The organism is Stakelama marina (assembly GCF_018122655.1).
GTDB lineage: Bacteria > Pseudomonadota > Alphaproteobacteria > Sphingomonadales > Sphingomonadaceae > Sphingomonas > Sphingomonas marina.
In genome coordinates, this window is sequence record NZ_JAGRQC010000001.1 from 1279551 (window position 1) to 1295980 (window position 16430).

At 64.5% G+C, this 16430-nt stretch carries 15 protein-coding genes; 8 read left to right on the plus strand and 7 right to left on the minus strand.

Annotated features, from left to right (window positions below; all coding sequences use genetic code 11):
• The first annotated feature begins 8 nt into the window (after window positions 1-8).
• Window positions 9-1148 (plus strand): succinyl-diaminopimelate desuccinylase, encoded by a 1140-nt coding sequence (gene dapE / locus J7S20_RS06125; protein WP_284053322.1) that lies wholly within the window; start codon window positions 9-11, stop codon window positions 1146-1148.
• Here the strand turns inward: dapE and J7S20_RS06130 are convergent.
• The 4 genes from J7S20_RS06130 to J7S20_RS06145 form a co-directional block, all read right to left on the minus strand.
• Window positions 1138-2811 carry a putative bifunctional diguanylate cyclase/phosphodiesterase gene (locus J7S20_RS06130; protein WP_284053323.1) on the minus strand — a complete coding sequence of 558 codons (1674 nt, stop codon included), beginning with the start codon at window positions 2809-2811 and terminating at the stop codon, window positions 1138-1140. The genes dapE and J7S20_RS06130 overlap by 11 nt on opposite strands.
• Before the next feature lie 78 nt (window positions 2812-2889).
• Complete coding sequence (locus tag J7S20_RS06135) at window positions 2890-3459, minus strand: Smr/MutS family protein (protein WP_284053324.1); 570 nt, start codon at window positions 3457-3459, stop codon at window positions 2890-2892.
• Window positions 3440-4705, minus strand: a complete 1266-nt coding sequence (gene mltA, locus J7S20_RS06140; protein WP_284053325.1) for a murein transglycosylase A — start codon at window positions 4703-4705, stop codon at window positions 3440-3442. Before mltA ends, J7S20_RS06135 begins: the two co-directional genes overlap by 20 nt.
• Window positions 4706-4710: 5 nt before the next feature.
• Complete coding sequence (locus J7S20_RS06145) at window positions 4711-5355, minus strand: Tim44/TimA family putative adaptor protein (RefSeq protein ID WP_284053326.1); 645 nt, start codon at window positions 5353-5355, stop codon at window positions 4711-4713.
• 157 nt (window positions 5356-5512) lie between these two features.
• Between J7S20_RS06145 and secB the strand changes: the two genes are divergently transcribed.
• The 3 genes from secB to trpS are packed head-to-tail and all read left to right on the plus strand — an operon-like array spanning window position 5513 to window position 8654.
• Window positions 5513-6037 carry a protein-export chaperone SecB gene (secB, locus tag J7S20_RS06150; RefSeq protein WP_284053327.1) on the plus strand — a complete coding sequence of 175 codons (525 nt, stop codon included), beginning with the start codon at window positions 5513-5515 and terminating at the stop codon, window positions 6035-6037.
• A 26-nt stretch (window positions 6038-6063) separates the two neighbouring features.
• The gene (gene murJ / locus J7S20_RS06155; RefSeq protein ID WP_284053328.1) at window positions 6064-7635 is read left to right on the plus strand and encodes a murein biosynthesis integral membrane protein MurJ; all 1572 of its coding nucleotides are present in this window, start codon (window positions 6064-6066) and stop codon (window positions 7633-7635) included.
• 11 nt (window positions 7636-7646) lie between these two features.
• Window positions 7647-8654, plus strand: coding sequence for a tryptophan--tRNA ligase (gene trpS, locus J7S20_RS06160; protein WP_284053329.1), 1008 nt, complete (start codon window positions 7647-7649; stop codon window positions 8652-8654).
• Window positions 8655-8768: 114 nt separating this feature from the next.
• Here trpS and dnaA read toward each other — a convergent pair whose 3' ends face one another.
• The 3 genes from dnaA to mutM all read right to left on the minus strand — a co-directional run bounded on the left by dnaA (window position 8769) and on the right by mutM (window position 11773).
• Window positions 8769-10175, minus strand: coding sequence for a chromosomal replication initiator protein DnaA (dnaA, locus tag J7S20_RS06165; RefSeq protein ID WP_430980908.1), 1407 nt, complete (start codon window positions 10173-10175; stop codon window positions 8769-8771).
• Between the two features lie 420 nt (window positions 10176-10595).
• Window positions 10596-10859 (minus strand): 30S ribosomal protein S20, encoded by a 264-nt coding sequence (gene rpsT / locus J7S20_RS06170; protein WP_284053330.1) that lies wholly within the window; start codon window positions 10857-10859, stop codon window positions 10596-10598.
• Window positions 10860-10960: 101 nt separating this feature from the next.
• Complete coding sequence (gene mutM, locus J7S20_RS06175) at window positions 10961-11773, minus strand: bifunctional DNA-formamidopyrimidine glycosylase/DNA-(apurinic or apyrimidinic site) lyase (protein ID WP_284053331.1); 813 nt, start codon at window positions 11771-11773, stop codon at window positions 10961-10963.
• A 60-nt stretch (window positions 11774-11833) separates the two neighbouring features.
• Between mutM and J7S20_RS06180 the strand changes: the two genes are divergently transcribed.
• The 4 genes from J7S20_RS06180 to coaBC are packed head-to-tail and all read left to right on the plus strand — an operon-like array spanning window position 11834 to window position 16398.
• Complete coding sequence (locus J7S20_RS06180) at window positions 11834-12565, plus strand: class I SAM-dependent methyltransferase (RefSeq protein ID WP_284053332.1); 732 nt, start codon at window positions 11834-11836, stop codon at window positions 12563-12565.
• Window positions 12566-12581: 16 nt separating this feature from the next.
• Window positions 12582-14111 (plus strand): 2-polyprenylphenol 6-hydroxylase, encoded by a 1530-nt coding sequence (gene ubiB / locus J7S20_RS06185; protein WP_284053333.1) that lies wholly within the window; start codon window positions 12582-12584, stop codon window positions 14109-14111.
• Complete coding sequence (locus J7S20_RS06190; protein WP_284053334.1) at window positions 14111-15226, plus strand: hypothetical protein; 1116 nt, start codon at window positions 14111-14113, stop codon at window positions 15224-15226. Before ubiB ends, J7S20_RS06190 begins: the two co-directional genes overlap by 1 nt.
• The gene (gene coaBC, locus J7S20_RS06195) at window positions 15223-16398 is read left to right on the plus strand and encodes a bifunctional phosphopantothenoylcysteine decarboxylase/phosphopantothenate--cysteine ligase CoaBC (RefSeq protein WP_284053335.1); all 1176 of its coding nucleotides are present in this window, start codon (window positions 15223-15225) and stop codon (window positions 16396-16398) included. Before J7S20_RS06190 ends, coaBC begins: the two co-directional genes overlap by 4 nt.
• The last annotated feature ends 32 nt before the right edge of the window (window positions 16399-16430 follow it).

The following is a 16430-nucleotide window of genomic DNA, read 5'->3' on the forward strand; positions in this document are numbered from 1 at the left end:
CCTCTCCCATGAAAGCCGATACTACCATGCCCGACGTCGTCTCTCTCGCCAAGCAGCTGATCGATGCGGAAAGCGTCACCCCCGCGCGTGGCGAAGTGTTCGACGTGCTCGAAACCGCGCTGCGATCGGCCGGCTTCGAAATCGACAGGTTCGTGAGCGGCGAAGCGCCCGACGGTCCGGTAGAGAACATGCTCGCGACGCGCGGCTCGGGCGGGCGTCATTTCGCCTTTGCCGGCCATCTCGATGTCGTCCCCCCCGGTGACGGCTGGAGAAGCGATCCCTTCGACGCGGAAGTACGCGGCGGCCTGCTATACGGGCGCGGTGCCGTGGACATGAAGGGCGCGATCGCTGCGTTCGCGGCCGCCTGCGCGCATGCCGACCCCGATGGCACGACCAGCCTCATCATCACCGGCGACGAGGAGGGACCGGCGATTTTCGGCACGCGCGCGCTGATCGACCGGATGAACGAACGCGACATTCGCCCCGATATGTGCCTGGTGGGGGAACCGACCTCGGTCAAGCGGCTGGGCGATACGATCAAGATCGGGCGACGGGGATCGGTAAATATCTGGATCGATATTCCCGGCAAGCAGGGGCATGTCGCCTATCCCCACCTCGCCGCCAATCCGATCCCCAAGCTCGTGGCGGCGCTCGCGGAAATCGACTCGATCACGCTCGACACCGGCACCGAATGGTTTCAGGCGTCGAATATCGAAACGACCGATCTGACCGTCGGAAATACCGCGCACAACGTCATTCCCGGCAAAGCAAGTGCGCGGATCAGCATCCGGTTCAACGATCTTCATCGCGGCGACGACCTCGGTCGCCGGATTACCGAGATCGTCCGCAGCCACGCCCCGGACGCGATCGTCACGCCAAAGGTGTCGGGTGAAGCGTTCCTGACCGAACCGGGCGAGCTGTCGGACATCATGTGCGCCGCGATCCAGGCCGAACTCGGCATGCAGCCGGAACTGTCGACAAGCGGCGGCACGTCCGATGCGCGCTTTCTGTCGAAGCTGTGCCCGGTGGTCGAATTCGGCCTCATCAACGCGACGATGCACAAGCTCGACGAGGCAGTGGCCGTGGTCGATCTAGAAGCGCTCGAGCGCGTCTATGCGCGGGTGATCGACAGGGTTTTCAGGCGCTGACCGCGGCCCGGTCGTCACGGTTGCGCGCCCATGCGATGAACGCGTCCTCGGGCATGGGCCGGGCGACGGCATAGCCCTGGAGCACGTCGCAACCGATCACGCCCAGCACCTTGGCCTGTGCGGACGATTCGATCCCCTCTGCCACGACTTCATATTGCAGGCCGTGAACGAGGCTGATGACCGCCTGGATAACCGCTCGCGCCTCCGTGCTTTCGACGACATTGGCGATCATGCTGGGATCGAGCTTCACGCGGTCGAGCGGTAGTTCGCGCAGCCGGGCGAGATTGGAATAGCCCGTGCCGAAATCGTCGATCGATATGGTCGCTCCGTCGCGGCGAAGTGCTGCAATCGCGTCGATCACATCCTCGTTGCAATTCATCGCAAGCGTTTCGCTGATCTCCAGTTCCAGCATCGCTGCGGGTGCGCGCGCATTCTGCATCGCCTGACGGAGCCCGCGGAAAAACGCCACATGGTCGAGCTGGCGCTGGCTGACATTGATTGCCAGACGCTGTTCGACACCTGCATCCGCCCAGCGCGTGATCGTCTTTGCAACCTCGGCGACCACCCAGTCGCCGATCTCGACGATCAGCCCGGTTTCCTCTGCCCGCCTGATAAAGCTCGCCGGCAGCCGCTCGCCGTCGGGATGGCGCCAGCGCAGCAATGCCTCGGCAGCGACGATCTCTCCCCGGCGCACGCTGATCTGCGGTTGAAAGACAAGTCCGAACTGCTGCTGGTCGATCGCCTCTCGCAAGTCGCTTTCAAGCTGGATGCTGTCGGCAATTTCGGCGGCCAGATTATCGGAGAAATGTTCTACGCGCCCTCGGCCTGCCGCCTTGGCGCGGTACATCGCGGCGTCGGCCGCGCGCATCAGATCGGCAAGCGTCGCGCCGTGATCGGGCCGCATCGCGATCCCGACCGACGCTCCGACCGTGATTTCCTGCTCTGCGATATCGAACGGTTCGTTCATCGCGAACAATATACCCCGACCGATCCGCGACGCTTCCCCCGCGTTCGCGACCGCGCCGAAGAACAGCGTGAATTCGTCACCGGCCAGCCGACCGATCAACGGAGCCGCGCCGGTGGTAGCCGCATAGCGATCCGCGACCGCACGCAGCCGATTGGCCACCATCCCCAGGAGCGCGTCGCCCGTGGCATGGCCGAGCGTGTCGTTGACAGTCTTGAAGCGGTCGAGATCGACGAAGAACAAAGCGGCCTTGCCGTCGCGCGGCAATTCGGCGAGCTGCCGCTCGCAATTACGGCGAAAACTGACGCGATTGGGCAACCCGGTCACCGGATCGAACATCGCCAGCCGCTGTACACTTTCCAGATTCGCGTGAAGCTGCTGAAACAGCCCGTCCATCGCATCGGCAAGCTGCGGAACTTCTTTCGACACGGCGCCGGGAATCGGGCTTTGCAGATCGCCATTGGCGGCTTGCGCCAACCGCTCGATCGCCGAATCGATTGCCGAGGCGGTGCCCGCGACGGTCCGCTCCGCCGCCGCCCAGCACATCACCGCGCAAACGATTGCCGGAATCAGCGCGGTCGCCGCATGCTCGGCGCTCCAGCTGCCGTGCGACGTTGCGAACAGCGCGAGGATGAACGCCAACGCCCCTGCGCAGATGGCGAAGACCACCGCACGGCTGGTGAGCGAAAATCCGTTCATCCGGCTGTTTGCAATCCCGCTTCTGGACGCGGATCAGGTCGCCCGCGCTTCATCGGCCAGTATAATCGCGCAGAAGAGTTAAGATTTTCGGGACGCGGTCGTTCTTGTACGGCGGAGCACGATATAGAGCGCTCCCGCACCACCATGCCTCGGATGGGCCTGGCGCACTGCGGCGATACGCGACGAATGACGCGAAACCGCCAGCCAGTCATGAATTGCGGCACGAATCGCACCGCGCGCATGCGGGCGTTCCGACCCGGCACGCGGCGGCTTTCCGGTCACCAGCAGCAACACCCGCTCTCCGCGCGTTATCGCCGCATCCAGCCCGGCATCGAGCATCGCATGCGCCGATGCCAGCGAATGACCATGGAGGTCGATGATCGTGTCGGGGGCGACCTGACCACGCCCGATGCGCCGGTCCCATCCCGAATCGAGCGTCGCATGTTGGGGCGCGGCCTTGCGTACCGGTGCCAAGGTGCGCGGCGGCATCGGCAGCGGGCGTTGCGCAGGTTTCTTGACCCGAGGCTCTGGCGGCGAAACGAACGGTGCGGCCTGTTTCCGCTCAGCGCGCGGATGCAGCGGACGCACCTCGGCTTTCACCCTCGCCCATAACGCCGCCTCTTCGTCGCTAAGGCGTCGTCCGGCCATCGGCACCCAGCCTTGCCATTACGCTGCGCGGCACGAGAATGAACGCCGTGCCGTGCGCGGACATGCCGCCGGCTATCGCGCGAGCCGTATCGCCGGCGCCCCAGAAAGTATCGAAGCGGTTGGCACCCTTGATCGCGCCGCCGGTATCCTGCGCCACCCACAATCCCGTGGCGTCCGAACGGTCGAGCGAGAGGAATACCGGAGCGCCAAGCGGCATGAAATCGGGATCGGCTGCAACGCTCGCTTCTCCCGTCACCGGCAGCCCGAGCGCGCCAAGTGGTCCGGCACCGGTCAATCGGCGAAAGAAGACGAAGCTCTTGTTCTCGCGCATGATCGCCTGGCCCTGCGCCGGGTGCGCGTGGAGCCACGCGACCATGCCCTGCATCGAAGCCTGTCCGGGCGCGAGCAGCCCGCGTTCGCGCATCAGTTTGCCGATGCTCGTATAATCGCGGCCATTCTGCCCGGCATAGCCGACGCGCATCACCGATCCATCGGGCAGGCGCAGCCGCCCCGAGCCCTGGATCTGCAGAAAGAATGCCTCGACCGGATCGGCTGCCCAGGCGAGTTCCAGCCCGCGCCCGGCAAGCGCGCCCTCCTCTATCTGGGTGCGGTCGTAATAGGGAATGAAAGCATCGCCCTGAACGCGCCCGCGAATTTTCTTGCCCTGCAGATTGTCGGTGAACAGCCCCAGATCGACATCGATAAGGTCGTCGGGCTTGGCGTAGATCGGGGTCTGATAGGCTCCGCCGCGGTGGCGCGAAGCATGAATTTCAGGCTCGTAATAACCCGTCGCGAATGCTTCGCCGCTCCCCACCTGCACGGTGGCGAAATTCTGCTGGAAGAATCGCAACGCACCGGCGTCGCCGACCGAATCGGCTATGCGGCATACCCTGGCCCAGTCATTCGCGGTCGTAAGACCCGAAATATCGTTGCGCGACATGAGCGAGGGGCAGGACCGCCGAAACGCCTGCAACGCCCGCGCGGCGCCTACCTGACCTATCGGAAGCTGCGATACCGCCGGTCCGGCGACGATCCCGCTCTGCGCGGCAGTAGCGGCGCCTGTCGGAGCGGATGGTGCGGCAACAGGCGACATCGGCGTTGCCGGCGGCGGTTGGCGGACGGGCAGCGGTCTGTTGCTGCCATAGCCATATCCGGCGGTTGCCGGAGGCCCTGCCGCAGGAGGAACGATCCCGCCGGTGCAACTGCCCAGCAGCACCGCGAGCGCCGCCACCCCCCATTTTTTCATGCCCGTCAGGCCTCGTCGGTTTCCACCAGTTTCCAGTTCGGATCATCGCTCTTCAGCGTGCGCCCGAAGGTCCAGAGATCATGCGTTTCGACGGCATCGCTCAACGATCCGGCGACGACATTGCCATCCGCATCGCGCGTGACCGCCGCAATATCCGCGTCGAAGCGCACGGTGATCTGCGCTGCGCCGCGTTCTACCGAGGCATCGACGATATTGGCGCGCTCGATCGAGACGAGGCGGTTTTCAAGCGTATGCCCGGCCTTTTCGCGCTCGTCGATCGCGGTGACGAACGCTTCCTGCACATCGCCGCCCACCAGCCATTCCAGCGTCTTGCGGTCGCCCTTCCAAAAGGCTTCCAGAATCATCCGATATGCCGATTTCGCGCCTTCAAGGAATTGCGCGACGTCGAACTCCGAATCGGCCGCGACCAGCGCACGGATGCCCTGTTCCGCATTGCTGTCGACACTGCGCGTTCCTGCGTCGCGCAACTCGGTCGGCATGTCGATCGTGCGCGGCGTCGGTTGTGTCGCAAGCCGTTCTTCGGCCGGCTTCACAAGCGGCTGTTCATGGCCGGTGCGCTTGCCGAGCACCGAATAGAGTCGCAGCGCCAGAAAACCGGCGACCATGGCGAGGAGAACGATATAAAGCACTATTCCTCCGAACTTCTGACCGAATACATAAGGGCAAGCGCGCGCCGATTCAAATGCCGCGCACCGACCGTTGAACTGACGGCGACCGCCTGCTACGCGCGGCGCGATATGGAATGCGGGTACCCCGCTTCGATTTTCCGACGAAAAGGATGATGAGATGGCCGAGCAGGAAAACGGCAACCCCAATGGCGAACCCGCAGCGAACGGCGCCGACACCGGGCCGATGGTCAACATGATTTCGCAATATGTGAAGGATTTCTCGTTCGAGAATCCTAATTCGCCGGCCGTTTATCAGCAGACCGACGCGCCGCAGATCGATGTTCAGTTCAACATCGGCGCCAACCAGGTCGGCGACGATATGCACGAAGTGATCCTGAAGATCGAAGCCAAGGCGGAGACGAACGGCACCGCCTCGTTCCTCGTCGATCTCAGCTATGCTGGCCTGTTCGGCATCCGCAACGTGCCCGCCGAGCATCTGCAGCCGTTTCTCTTTGCCGAAGCGCCTCGCCTGCTCTTCCCCTTTGCCCGCCGCATTCTGGCCGACGCGGTTCGCGACGGCGGCTTCCCGCCGCTGATGCTCGAGCCGATCGATTTCAACGGCCTTTATCTGCAGCAGTCGCAGCAGCAGGGCGGCAATGTCGAAGGCACCGGCTCGGTCAGCCCGGAAGCCGGCAACGCCTGACGACCCCGTAGCGGGGGATTGCCGCGATGAACCTCGCCAAATCGCTGGGATCGGTCGGCGGACTGACGCTCGTCAGCCGCATCCTGGCGCTGGGCCGCGACACGCTGCAGGCGACATTCGTCGGCGCAGGTTTCGCATCCGATGCGTTTCTGGTGGCCTTCCGGCTGCCCAACATGTTCCGTTCGCTATTCGCGGAAGGCGCGTTCGCATCGGCCTTTATCCCGATGTTCAACCGCAAGGTCGGCGAGGCGGACGATCTGAACGCGGGACTGCGATTCGCCGAACAGGCGCTTGCCGTCCTGTTCCCCGTGCTGCTGGTGATGACGATCGTCATGCTGGCCGCCGCGTGGCCGCTGACCTGGATGCTTTCGCTCGGCTTCAAAGAGCAGAACCCCTCGCCCGAACAGTTCGACTATGCGGTGACGCTGTCGCGGTTCACCATTCCCTATCTGATGCTGATCTCGCTCGCCTCGCTGCTGGGCGGAATCCTCAATTCGCTCAACAAATTCTGGGTGAATGCCGCGGCCCCTATTCTGCTGAACGTCGCAATGGTCAGCGCGCTGTGGTTTTTCCACGGCGATACGCCCGAACAGACCGCGCGCATCCAGGCCATGTCGGTAACGATCGGCGGGATGCTCCAGCTCGGCTGGCTGATGCTCGCCTGCCACAAGGCCGGGGTCAGCCTGAAATTGCGCCGCCCCAGGCTTGATCCCGATATCAAGCGCCTGCTGAAGCTGATCCTGCCCGCCGCGGCGGGCGCCGGTGCGACGCAAGTCAATCTGCTCGTCTCGACGGCGCTCGCCGGGGGCCTGCTCGGCGCAGGGTCGATCTCGGCGATCTACTATGCCGACCGTCTCAACCAGCTTCCACTCGGCATGATCGGTATCGGGCTGGGCACGATTCTGCTGCCGACGATCTCGCGCCAGCTCGGCGCGAAGCAGGATGCGCAGGCGATGGACACGCAGAATCGCGGCATCGAACTCGCGCTGTTCCTGACGCTTCCGGCGACCGCAGCCTTCATCTTTGCGGCCGAACCGATCGTGCGCGGACTGTTCCAGCATGGCCAGTTCGACGCCGCCGACACGGTACGCACGACCTGGGCGCTCGCCGCGTTTTCGCTCGGCCTGCCTTCCTATGTGCTGGTGAAGGTACTCACACCTGGCTTCTATGCCCGCCACGATACGCGCACGCCCGTGCGCTTCGCGATCATCTCGGTCGGCGTGAACATCGTCGGCAACCTGATTCTGATTCCGACCATCGGCACCGTCGGCCCGCCGCTCGCCACGGCGATCGCAGCGACGGTCAACACCGCGCTCCTGTATCGCACGCTGGTCCAGCGCGGGCATTTTACGGCCGACGCCCGGCTGAAACGCCGCATCCCCAGGCTCGCGCTCGCGGCGGCGGTGATGGGCGTTGCGCTGTTCTTCCTCCGCAGCCCGATCCGGCCCTACACGCACGGCTCGCTGTTCATCACGCTGCCGACGCTCGGTGCAATGGTGGCCGCAGGCATTGCCATCTACGCGCTGGCCTGCTTCATCACACGCGCATATGGCGTCGCCGACCTTCGCGCGATGCTGCGTCGAAGCCCCGCAAACTGACAAGGACCACCATGCGTATCGTCTCCGGCATCCAGACCACCGGCAATCTGCACCTCGGCAATTATCTGGGGGCGATCAAGCAATGGGTGGCGATGCAGGACGATGTCGCGGCAAAGGGCGGCGACTGCCTGTTCTTCCTCGCCGATCTGCACTCGCTGACCGTCGCGATTCCGCCGGCGGAACGCGCCGCGACGACAATCGAAATGGCCGCGACGCTGATCGCCGCCGGCATCGATCCGGCCAAGGCGATCCTGTTCAACCAGGCACGCGTTCCAGCCCATGCGGAGCTATGCTGGATTCTGCAGGGCACCGCGCGGATGGGCTGGCTGAACCGCATGACGCAGTGGAAGGACAAGGCGGGCAAGAACCGCGAGGGTGCAAGCGTCGGCCTGTTCACCTATCCGGTGCTTCAGGCCGCCGACGTGCTCGTTTACAACGCCACGCACGTGCCGGTGGGCGAGGATCAGAAACAGCATCTTGAGCTGGCGCGCGACATCGCCACCAAGTTCAACACAGATTTCGACACCGAACTCTTCACGCTTCCCGAACCGTTCATCTCAAAGGCCGCGCCGCGCATCATGTCACTGCGCGATGGCCAGGCGAAGATGTCGAAATCCGATCCTTCGGACATGACGCGCATCAACCTGACCGACGATGATGACGTGATCGCGCAGAAATTCCGCAAGGCGCGTACCGATCCCGAACCGCTTCCGGACAGTTTCGACCAACTCGAATCGCGTGCCGAAGCGCGCAATCTGGTCACGATATTCGCTGCACTCGCCGATCACGAACCGCAATCGGTGGTGGAAGAATATGCCGGTCAGGGCTTCGGCGCGTTCAAGCCGGCGCTGGCCGATCTGGCCGTCGCCAGGCTCGGCCCGATCCGCAGTCGGCTGAATCAGCTGCTGGCGGACAAGGCGGCGGTCGCGGCGCATCTGAAAGAAGGCGCCGAACGCGCCGATGCACTCGCGGCGCCAATCCTCAAACAGGCACAGGAAGCGGTCGGCCTTCAGGTCTGAGCGTCCGCTTACAGCGCTGGACCGATCCTAGGTCGGGGTGGAAAGAAATCGCGAGCGACCCGACTTCAGCGTTTTCCACCCCGACCCGCCCCCAAGGGGGATCCGGTCAGCCGATCAACCTTCCAGTTCGCGCATCAGCGTACGCACTGCGCCGTCGATCTCCGCGTCCTTGCCGCGCAAATCCTCGATACGCCGTACTGCATGAATGACGGTCGAATGATCGCGGTTGCCGAATTTGCGCCCGATCTCCGGCAGTGAGCGAGTCGTCAGCCGTTTGGCGAGATACATCGCGATCTGGCGCGGGCGTGCGATGACCACGGCGCGGCGCGCAGATACGAGGTCGAGCTGGCGCACCTCGAAATGCGCGGACACGGCGCGCTGGATCTCGTCGATCGTGATCCGCCGCTGCGGCCCGCGCAGCACCTCGCCCAGCGTCTGCACGGCAAAGTCCATCGTGACCTTCTCACCGATAAGCTGCGCATAGGCGATGACACGGTTGAGCGCGCCTTCCAGTTCACGAACGCTGCCGCTCAGCCGGCTGGCGAGCAGGTCGAGAACATCCTGCGGAACTTCCGCACCCGGCGTATCGGCAAGCTTGCGATCGAGGATCGCGCGGCGCAGGTCGAGCTCGGGCGCCTTGATGTCGGCGACCAGCCCCGATCCCAGGCGCCCGACGAGGCGGCTGTCCACCCCGTCGAGCGCCTGGGGATGGCGATCGGCTGCGATTACCAGCCGCTTCCCCTCGCTCATGAACTCGTTGACGGTGTGGAGGCATTCCTCCTGCGTCGAATCCTTGCCCGCGATGAATTGCAGATCGTCAATCATCAGCAGATCGACGGCCCGAAGCCGCGCCTTGAACGCAAAGGTGTCGCGCGATCGCAGCGCCTGAACGAACTCGAACATGAAGCGCTCGGCGGGCATGTAGATCGCGGTCGCTTCGGGGTTCGCGTTCAGGAACTCGTGCCCGATCGCATGCATCAGGTGCGTCTTGCCTTGCCCGGTCGTGCTGTGGAGATACAGCGGGCTGAACCGCGGCCGCCCCGCTTCGGCAAGCGCGCGAGCCGCGTTGAACGCGACCCGGTTCGAAGCACCGACGACGAACCGGTCGAAGGTGAAGCGCGGATCGAAGCGATAGCGCTCGCCAACCGGCTTTTTCGGCGCAGCGAGCTTTTCGACACGCGGCTGCGGGTCGACACGCGGCTGCGGGGCTTCCTCGGCCTTTACGACGCGCGGTGCCTTTTGCTCGCGCACCGTTTCGACCTGCACGCTGCGGACATGCGGCAACAGCGCGCGAAATTCATAGGTTAGCCGGTCGGCATAGTGGTTCTTGACCCAATTGGTCATGAACGCCGACGGCAGCCCCAGACGCACGACATCGGGGTCGGCGCAATCGATCAGCGCAATCGGCTTCAGCCACTGGTCGAAGAGCCGCTGGCCGGCCGAGGCGCGGAGGTTCTCGCGAATGCGAGTCCATGCCTGGGTCTTGTCGGCGGTCCTCTCCAGTTCAGCCTCCCGAATCACAGTTACGCATCCCCCTGTCACGGGCGCCGCCCCCGCCGCCCGAATCACCGGCAAAACCTCACCCCCAGCCGGAATCGACATCCGGCTGACGTACAAAGCTTCGTTTGACCCCCACACGGCGAGAACATCGCCTGGGAGAGATTGTTTAGAGAGAGCGGAGCGAGTCGATCAAGAGGCGGACATGTAACGAAACCGAAATATAGTTGTTGACAGCCCGGCGACGTAGGAAATGCGTCGAATTTCTTCGATTATGCCTATTTTTCAACTAGTTATCTCCTGGTTCACGCTGCCAAGCCAATCCGACTCGTGGAGAGTCCGTCGCTATGATTGAGGATCGTCATTGCGGAAGCAGAACGACGAAAAGCCCCGCCGGCGATGCCGACGGGGCAATTGCTTTTCGATCGGTGAAACTGTCGGCTGTCAGCCGAGCGCGGCGACGCGCTTCGTCAGTCGCGAGAATTTCCGCGCAGCAGTGTTCTTGTGCAGCACACCCTTGGCAACGCCGCGCGCCAGTTCGGGCTGGGCAGCCTTCAGCGCGTCGGCAGCAGCGGTCTTGTCACCGGCGGCGAGCGCGGTTTCGACCTTCTTCACCTGAGTCCGGATGCGGCTGATGCGGGCGCCGTTGATCTCGGCGCGACGGGTGTTGCGACGGATGCGCTTCTTGGCCTGCGGCGTATTCGCCATGCTTGCTAAATTCCTGATCTGCGTAAAAAGAGGTCCCGGCAACGCCGAAGCGCTCGGGAAAGCGCGCCCATTAGCGGCTGTTGCCGCCGCGGTCAACCGGTTCAGCGCTGGCAGGCCGGGCACCAGAAGGTCGAACGCCCGCCTTCGACATAGCGGCGCACGGTTCCGCCGCACTCGCACGCCAGCCCTTCGCGGCCATAGACGAGGAATTTCTTGGAGAAATATCCCAGCTCGCCATCGGGCCGCGCATAATCGCGCAGGGTGGAACCACCCGCCGCTATCGCCTCTTCGAGCACGCGCCGAATCGCTGTTGTCAGCGCCGCCAGCCGCTGTCGTGAAATACGCCCGCCCGCACGCTTCGGCGAGATGCCGGCAAGATGCAGCGCTTCGCAGACATAGATGTTGCCGAGCCCGGCTATGACCCGTTGATCGAGCAGCAACGTCTTTACCGACGCCTTGCGACCGGCAAATGCCGCGGCAAAATAGTCGGCAGTGATATCGGGGCCGAGCGGCTCGGGCCCCAGCGCGGCAAAGGCGGGCCATTCGGCAAGCGAATCGGTCGGCACGATATCGAGCGAGCCGAAACGTCGCGGATCGTTGAGCACCGCGACGCTGCCCGATTCGGTTTCGAGCAGGAAGTGATCGTGCGGGAGCAACGCATCCGGTTGCAGCCGCCAGCGCCCCGACATGCCGAGGTGAAAGATCAGCGTGTCGCCCCGATCGGTATCGATCAGCCCATATTTGGCGCGGCGGCGAAGCCCCGTAACGACGGCGCCGGTCAATCGCTGGACGATATCGACCGGAATCGCGCGACGCAGATCGGCTCGCCGTGCCTCGACACGGGACAGGCGCTGCGAATCGAGGACCGGGCGAAGGCCGCGGACGGTGGTTTCCACCTCTGGAAGTTCGGGCATTGCGAAACAGCAGCTAGGTAGCGTTTGCCCCCGCCACAAGCCTTGGCTAGAGCGATCGCCATGACCGATACCGTCTCCTTCGGATATGAAGATGTCGCGCCCGGCGAAAAGACCCGCCGGGTCGGCGGCGTGTTTTCCAGCGTGGCGTCCAGCTACGACATCATGAACGACGCCATGTCGGGCGGCATGCACCGACTATGGAAGGACCGTTTCGTGCGCCGCGTGAAACCGCGCGAGGGCGAACAGATCCTCGATATGGCGGGCGGCACCGGCGACATCGCGTTCCGGCTTGCCAAATCCGGCGCGAGCATCACCGTGGCCGACATCAATCCGGCGATGCTGGAAGTGGGCATTGAGCGCGCCCAGAAGCGTGGCTTCGACGGGCTGGTGTGGACCGAAGCCAATGCCGAGACGCTGACCTTTCCCGACCGGTTCTTCGATGCCTATACGATCGCATTCGGCATCCGAAACGTAACCGACATTCCGGCGGCGCTTCGCGAGGCGCACCGCGTGCTGCGGCGCGGAGGGCGCTTTTTCTGCCTCGAATTCTCGACCACGCTCTGGCCCGGCTTTGCCGATGTGTACGATGCCTATTCGCACCATCTGGTCCCGAAGCTCGGCAAGCTGCTCGCCAACGACGAGGACAGCTATCGCTACCTGATCGAATCGATCCGCCGCTTCCCCGACATGGAAAGCTTCAAGGGCATGATCGCGGAAGCGGGCTTTACCCAGACCAAGGTCGAGCCGCTTCTCGGCGGGCTGGTCGCGATCCACAGCGGCTGGAAAATCTGAGAAGGATGAAAAAGGCGTGACGGCACCAGCGGTGCATCTCTGGCGGCTGCTCAAATGGGGCCGCATCCTCGCCCGGCACGGCGCGCTGAGGGGGATCGAACGCGATCCGCTGACGCCCGCCCCGGTACGACGCCTTGCGCGGATTGCCCGCTTCGGCGCGCGGGTGCCCAAAAAGCCACGCTACGCCGACGCCTTCCAGGAATTGGGGCCCGCCGCGATCAAGCTCGGGCAGACGCTTGCCACGCGCCCCGATCTGGTCGGAGAAGAAGCCGCGCATGATCTGATGCGGCTTCAGGACGCGCTCCCGCCGGTGCCGTTCGACACGATCTGCCGGCAGATGGAGGCAGAGTTCGGAAGGCCGATAAACGCGCTGTTCGAATCGATCGACGAGGAACCGATCGGCGCGGCGTCGATCGCCCAGGTCCACCGCGCGGTCACGACCGACGGCCAGCACGTCGCGGTCAAGGTCCTGCGCCCGGGCATCGAGCGCGAATTCACTCGCGCGATCGACACCTATCAATGGGCCGCGGCCCAGCTCGAGGCACTCGGCGGCGAAGCTGCTCGCTTGCGGCCCCGGCTCGTGATCGAGACGTTCCGGCGCTGGACTGCGCGCGAACTCGACCTGCGCCGCGAGGCCGCGTCCGCTTCCGAACTCGCCGAAGCGATGGAAGCCGAGCCCAATTATGTCGTGCCCAAGATCGACTGGCAGCGAACAACGGGCCGCGTGATGACGCTGGAATGGGTCGAAGGCGTCAAGATCTCCGACCGCGAGGCGCTTCACGCAGCGGGGCACGACACCAAGGCGCTGGCCAAGACACTGGTTCATGCCTTTTTGCGCCAGGCGATTTCCGAAGGCTTTTTCCATGCCGACATGCACCAGGGGAACCTGTTCGCACTGTCCGACAGCAAGATCGCGGCGATCGATTTCGGCATCATGGGACGCATCAACCGCCGCGCGCGCGTCTGGCTCGCCGAAATCCTCTATGGCCTGATTACCGGCGATTATGTCCGCGTCGCCGAAATACATTTCGAAGCGGGCTATGTACCGGCGCATCATGATGTCGGCGAATTCGCAACGGCGCTTCGCGCGGTCGGCGAGCCGATGCGCGGGCTTCCGGTCAAGGACATGTCGATCGGCACGATGCTCGAAGGGCTGTTCAACATCACCCGCGACTTCGACATGCAGACGCAGCCGCACCTGTTGCTGCTGCAAAAGACGATGGTGATGGTCGAAGGTGTTGCCACGGCGCTCGATCCCGACATCAATATGTGGGACACCGCCGCACCGTTCGTGAAGGAATGGATCCGTTCAGAACTGGGGCCTGAAGCGGCGATCGCGGACCGTCTCGTCAAGGACCTGAAGACAGTGGCGCGGCTTCCCGAGCTGATCCGCAATATCGAATCGCGCTATCCTTCCCCCGGCGGCGCGCCCCCTTCCCCGCCGCTCAAGGATGTCGAGGTCGTTCGCATCGGCGGGCTGCGGTACGTTCTGGTGGCGATCATCTCCGCCGCGATCGCGGTGGCGGCGACGCTGCTCCTGACCTGATGGCGCGCAAGGCCGCCCCGCTCTGGCTTTCCCAGCCGAGCAGGTTTGCCGGGGCAAGCCGCGGCAAGGCCTTGATCGTTGCCACACTTGTCGCAGTGCTGTTCGCCGCCTGCCTGACATTGCCGTCAGCGCCCGACGCCGCCGGGGGGCTGCCCGATTTCGGGACACCGGCGCCGCAACAGGACATCTATCTGTACGGATCGATCGTCGATGGGATGCGCGCCGGCGGTGACTATTACACGGTCGCCGCTTCGGCACTCAGCGCGACCAAGCTGCCGCTCGACCCGTTTCTCGATTTTCGCCTTCCGACACTCGCGGTCGTCCAGGCCGCGATGCCCGGCTGGGCGGTCTCGTCGCTATTGTATCTGCTGGCGGCGCTGGCACTTTGGGCCTGGTTCCTCCGATTGAGAGAGGCAGTGGCGCGTCCCGTCCCGCTTTATGGCGCAATCGTGCTCGCCGCGGCTGGCATGATCTCGTGCGCGCAGGCAGGCATGGCGCCGATCCATGAAATCTGGGCCGCGTTGCTGATCGCGCTGTCGCTCGCGCTGCGCCGCCCCGATCGCTGGATCGACGCCGCCGCGATCGGACTGATGGCGGTGCTCGTGCGAGAGACTGCGGCGTTCTACGTCATCGTGATGGGCGCGATCGCGATTTACGAAGGCCGTCGCCGCGAAGCCTTGGGATGGGCCGCAGTGCTCGCGATTTTCGCCGCCGCGCTGACGCTCCATGTGCTCGCCGTAGCGAAATTCGCCGGACCGCTCGACCATTCGACGCCGGGTTGGTTCGGGATGGACGGGTTCGGATTTTTCATCAACGCGGTATCCGGCGCAACCGTGCTTCAGGTGTTCCCGCTCTGGCTTACAGGCCTGGCCATCGGCATCGCGCTGTTCGGCTGGGCATGTTGGGAAAGCCCGCTGGCGCTCCGCGCATGGTCTGTCTTGCTGACCTATGCGCTGCTGCTTTCGGTCGCAGCGCCGATGGGCGCCATCCATTGGGGACTGATGATCGCGCCGCTGGTCCTTGTCGGCATCGTCTTCGCACCCGACGGTCTGCGCGATGTGGCACGGGCAGCGCTCGACAGGCGCCGCGTGACGGTGCAGAGAATTTCCCGATGAAGCAAATCCTGCTGATCGTCGGCGGCGGCATTGCCGCCTACAAGGCCTGCGAGCTGATCCGCCTGGCGCGCAAGGCGGGCATATCGGTACGCTGCGTCCTGACCGAAGGCGGCGCGCAGTTCGTCACGCCGATGACGCTTGCCGCGCTGTCCGAAGCGCCCGTCCATACCAGCCTGTGGGACCTGAAGGACGAAGCGGAAATGGGGCATATCCAGCTCAGTCGGGAGGCCGATCTGGTCGTCGTCGCTCCCGCGACTGCCGACCTGCTGGCGCGGATGGCGGGCGGCATTGCCGACGATCTCGCCACGACGCTGCTGCTTGCGACCGACAAGCCGGTGCTGGCAGCGCCGGCGATGAACGTCCGGATGTGGGAACATCCCGCCACCAGGCGCAATGTCGAGACGCTGCGCCACGACGGCGTAACGGTACTCGATCCCGATAAGGGGGCGATGGCGTGCGGCGAGTTCGGGCCCGGCCGACTGCCCGAGCCGGCTCAAATCCTGGGCGCTATCGAAGATGCGCTTGGCGACGCGACGCCGCAGCGACTGGCTGGAAAGCACGTCCTCGTCACCGCGGGCCCGACGCACGAGCCGATCGATCCGGTTCGCTATCTCGCCAATCGTTCGTCGGGTCGCCAGGGCTTCGCGATCGCCGATGCGCTCGCCCGACTGGGCGCCAAGGTTACGCTGGTGAGCGGGCCGGTCAGCCTGCCGACACCGCCGGGAGTAGAGCGCACCGACGTCGAAACCGCACAGGAAATGGCCAACGCGGTCGCAGCCGCGCTTCCCGCCGATGCCGCGATCATGGTCGCGGCGGTTGCCGACTGGCGTGTCGACGCCGCCGGGCAGAAGCTGAAAAAGGCGAATGCGCCCACGAGCTTGGCGTTGACCGAGAACCCCGATATTCTCGCGATGCTGGGCAAAAGCCCTCGCCGCCCGGCCCTGCTGGTCGGCTTTGCGGCGGAAACGGAAAAGGTGATCGAACACGCGACCGCGAAACGCGCGGCGAAGGGAGCGGACTGGATTGTGGCAAACGACGTTTCGGGCGACGTCATGGGGGGCGATGCGAACAGCATCCACCTTGTCAGCGCCGACGGTGTCGAAAGCTGGGAGCGGCTCGACAAGCGCGAAGTCGCGCGGCGTCTGGCGGATCGGATCGCCGATGCGCTCTAGCTTTCTCCTTCCGCTTCTCTTGCTTGGCGGCT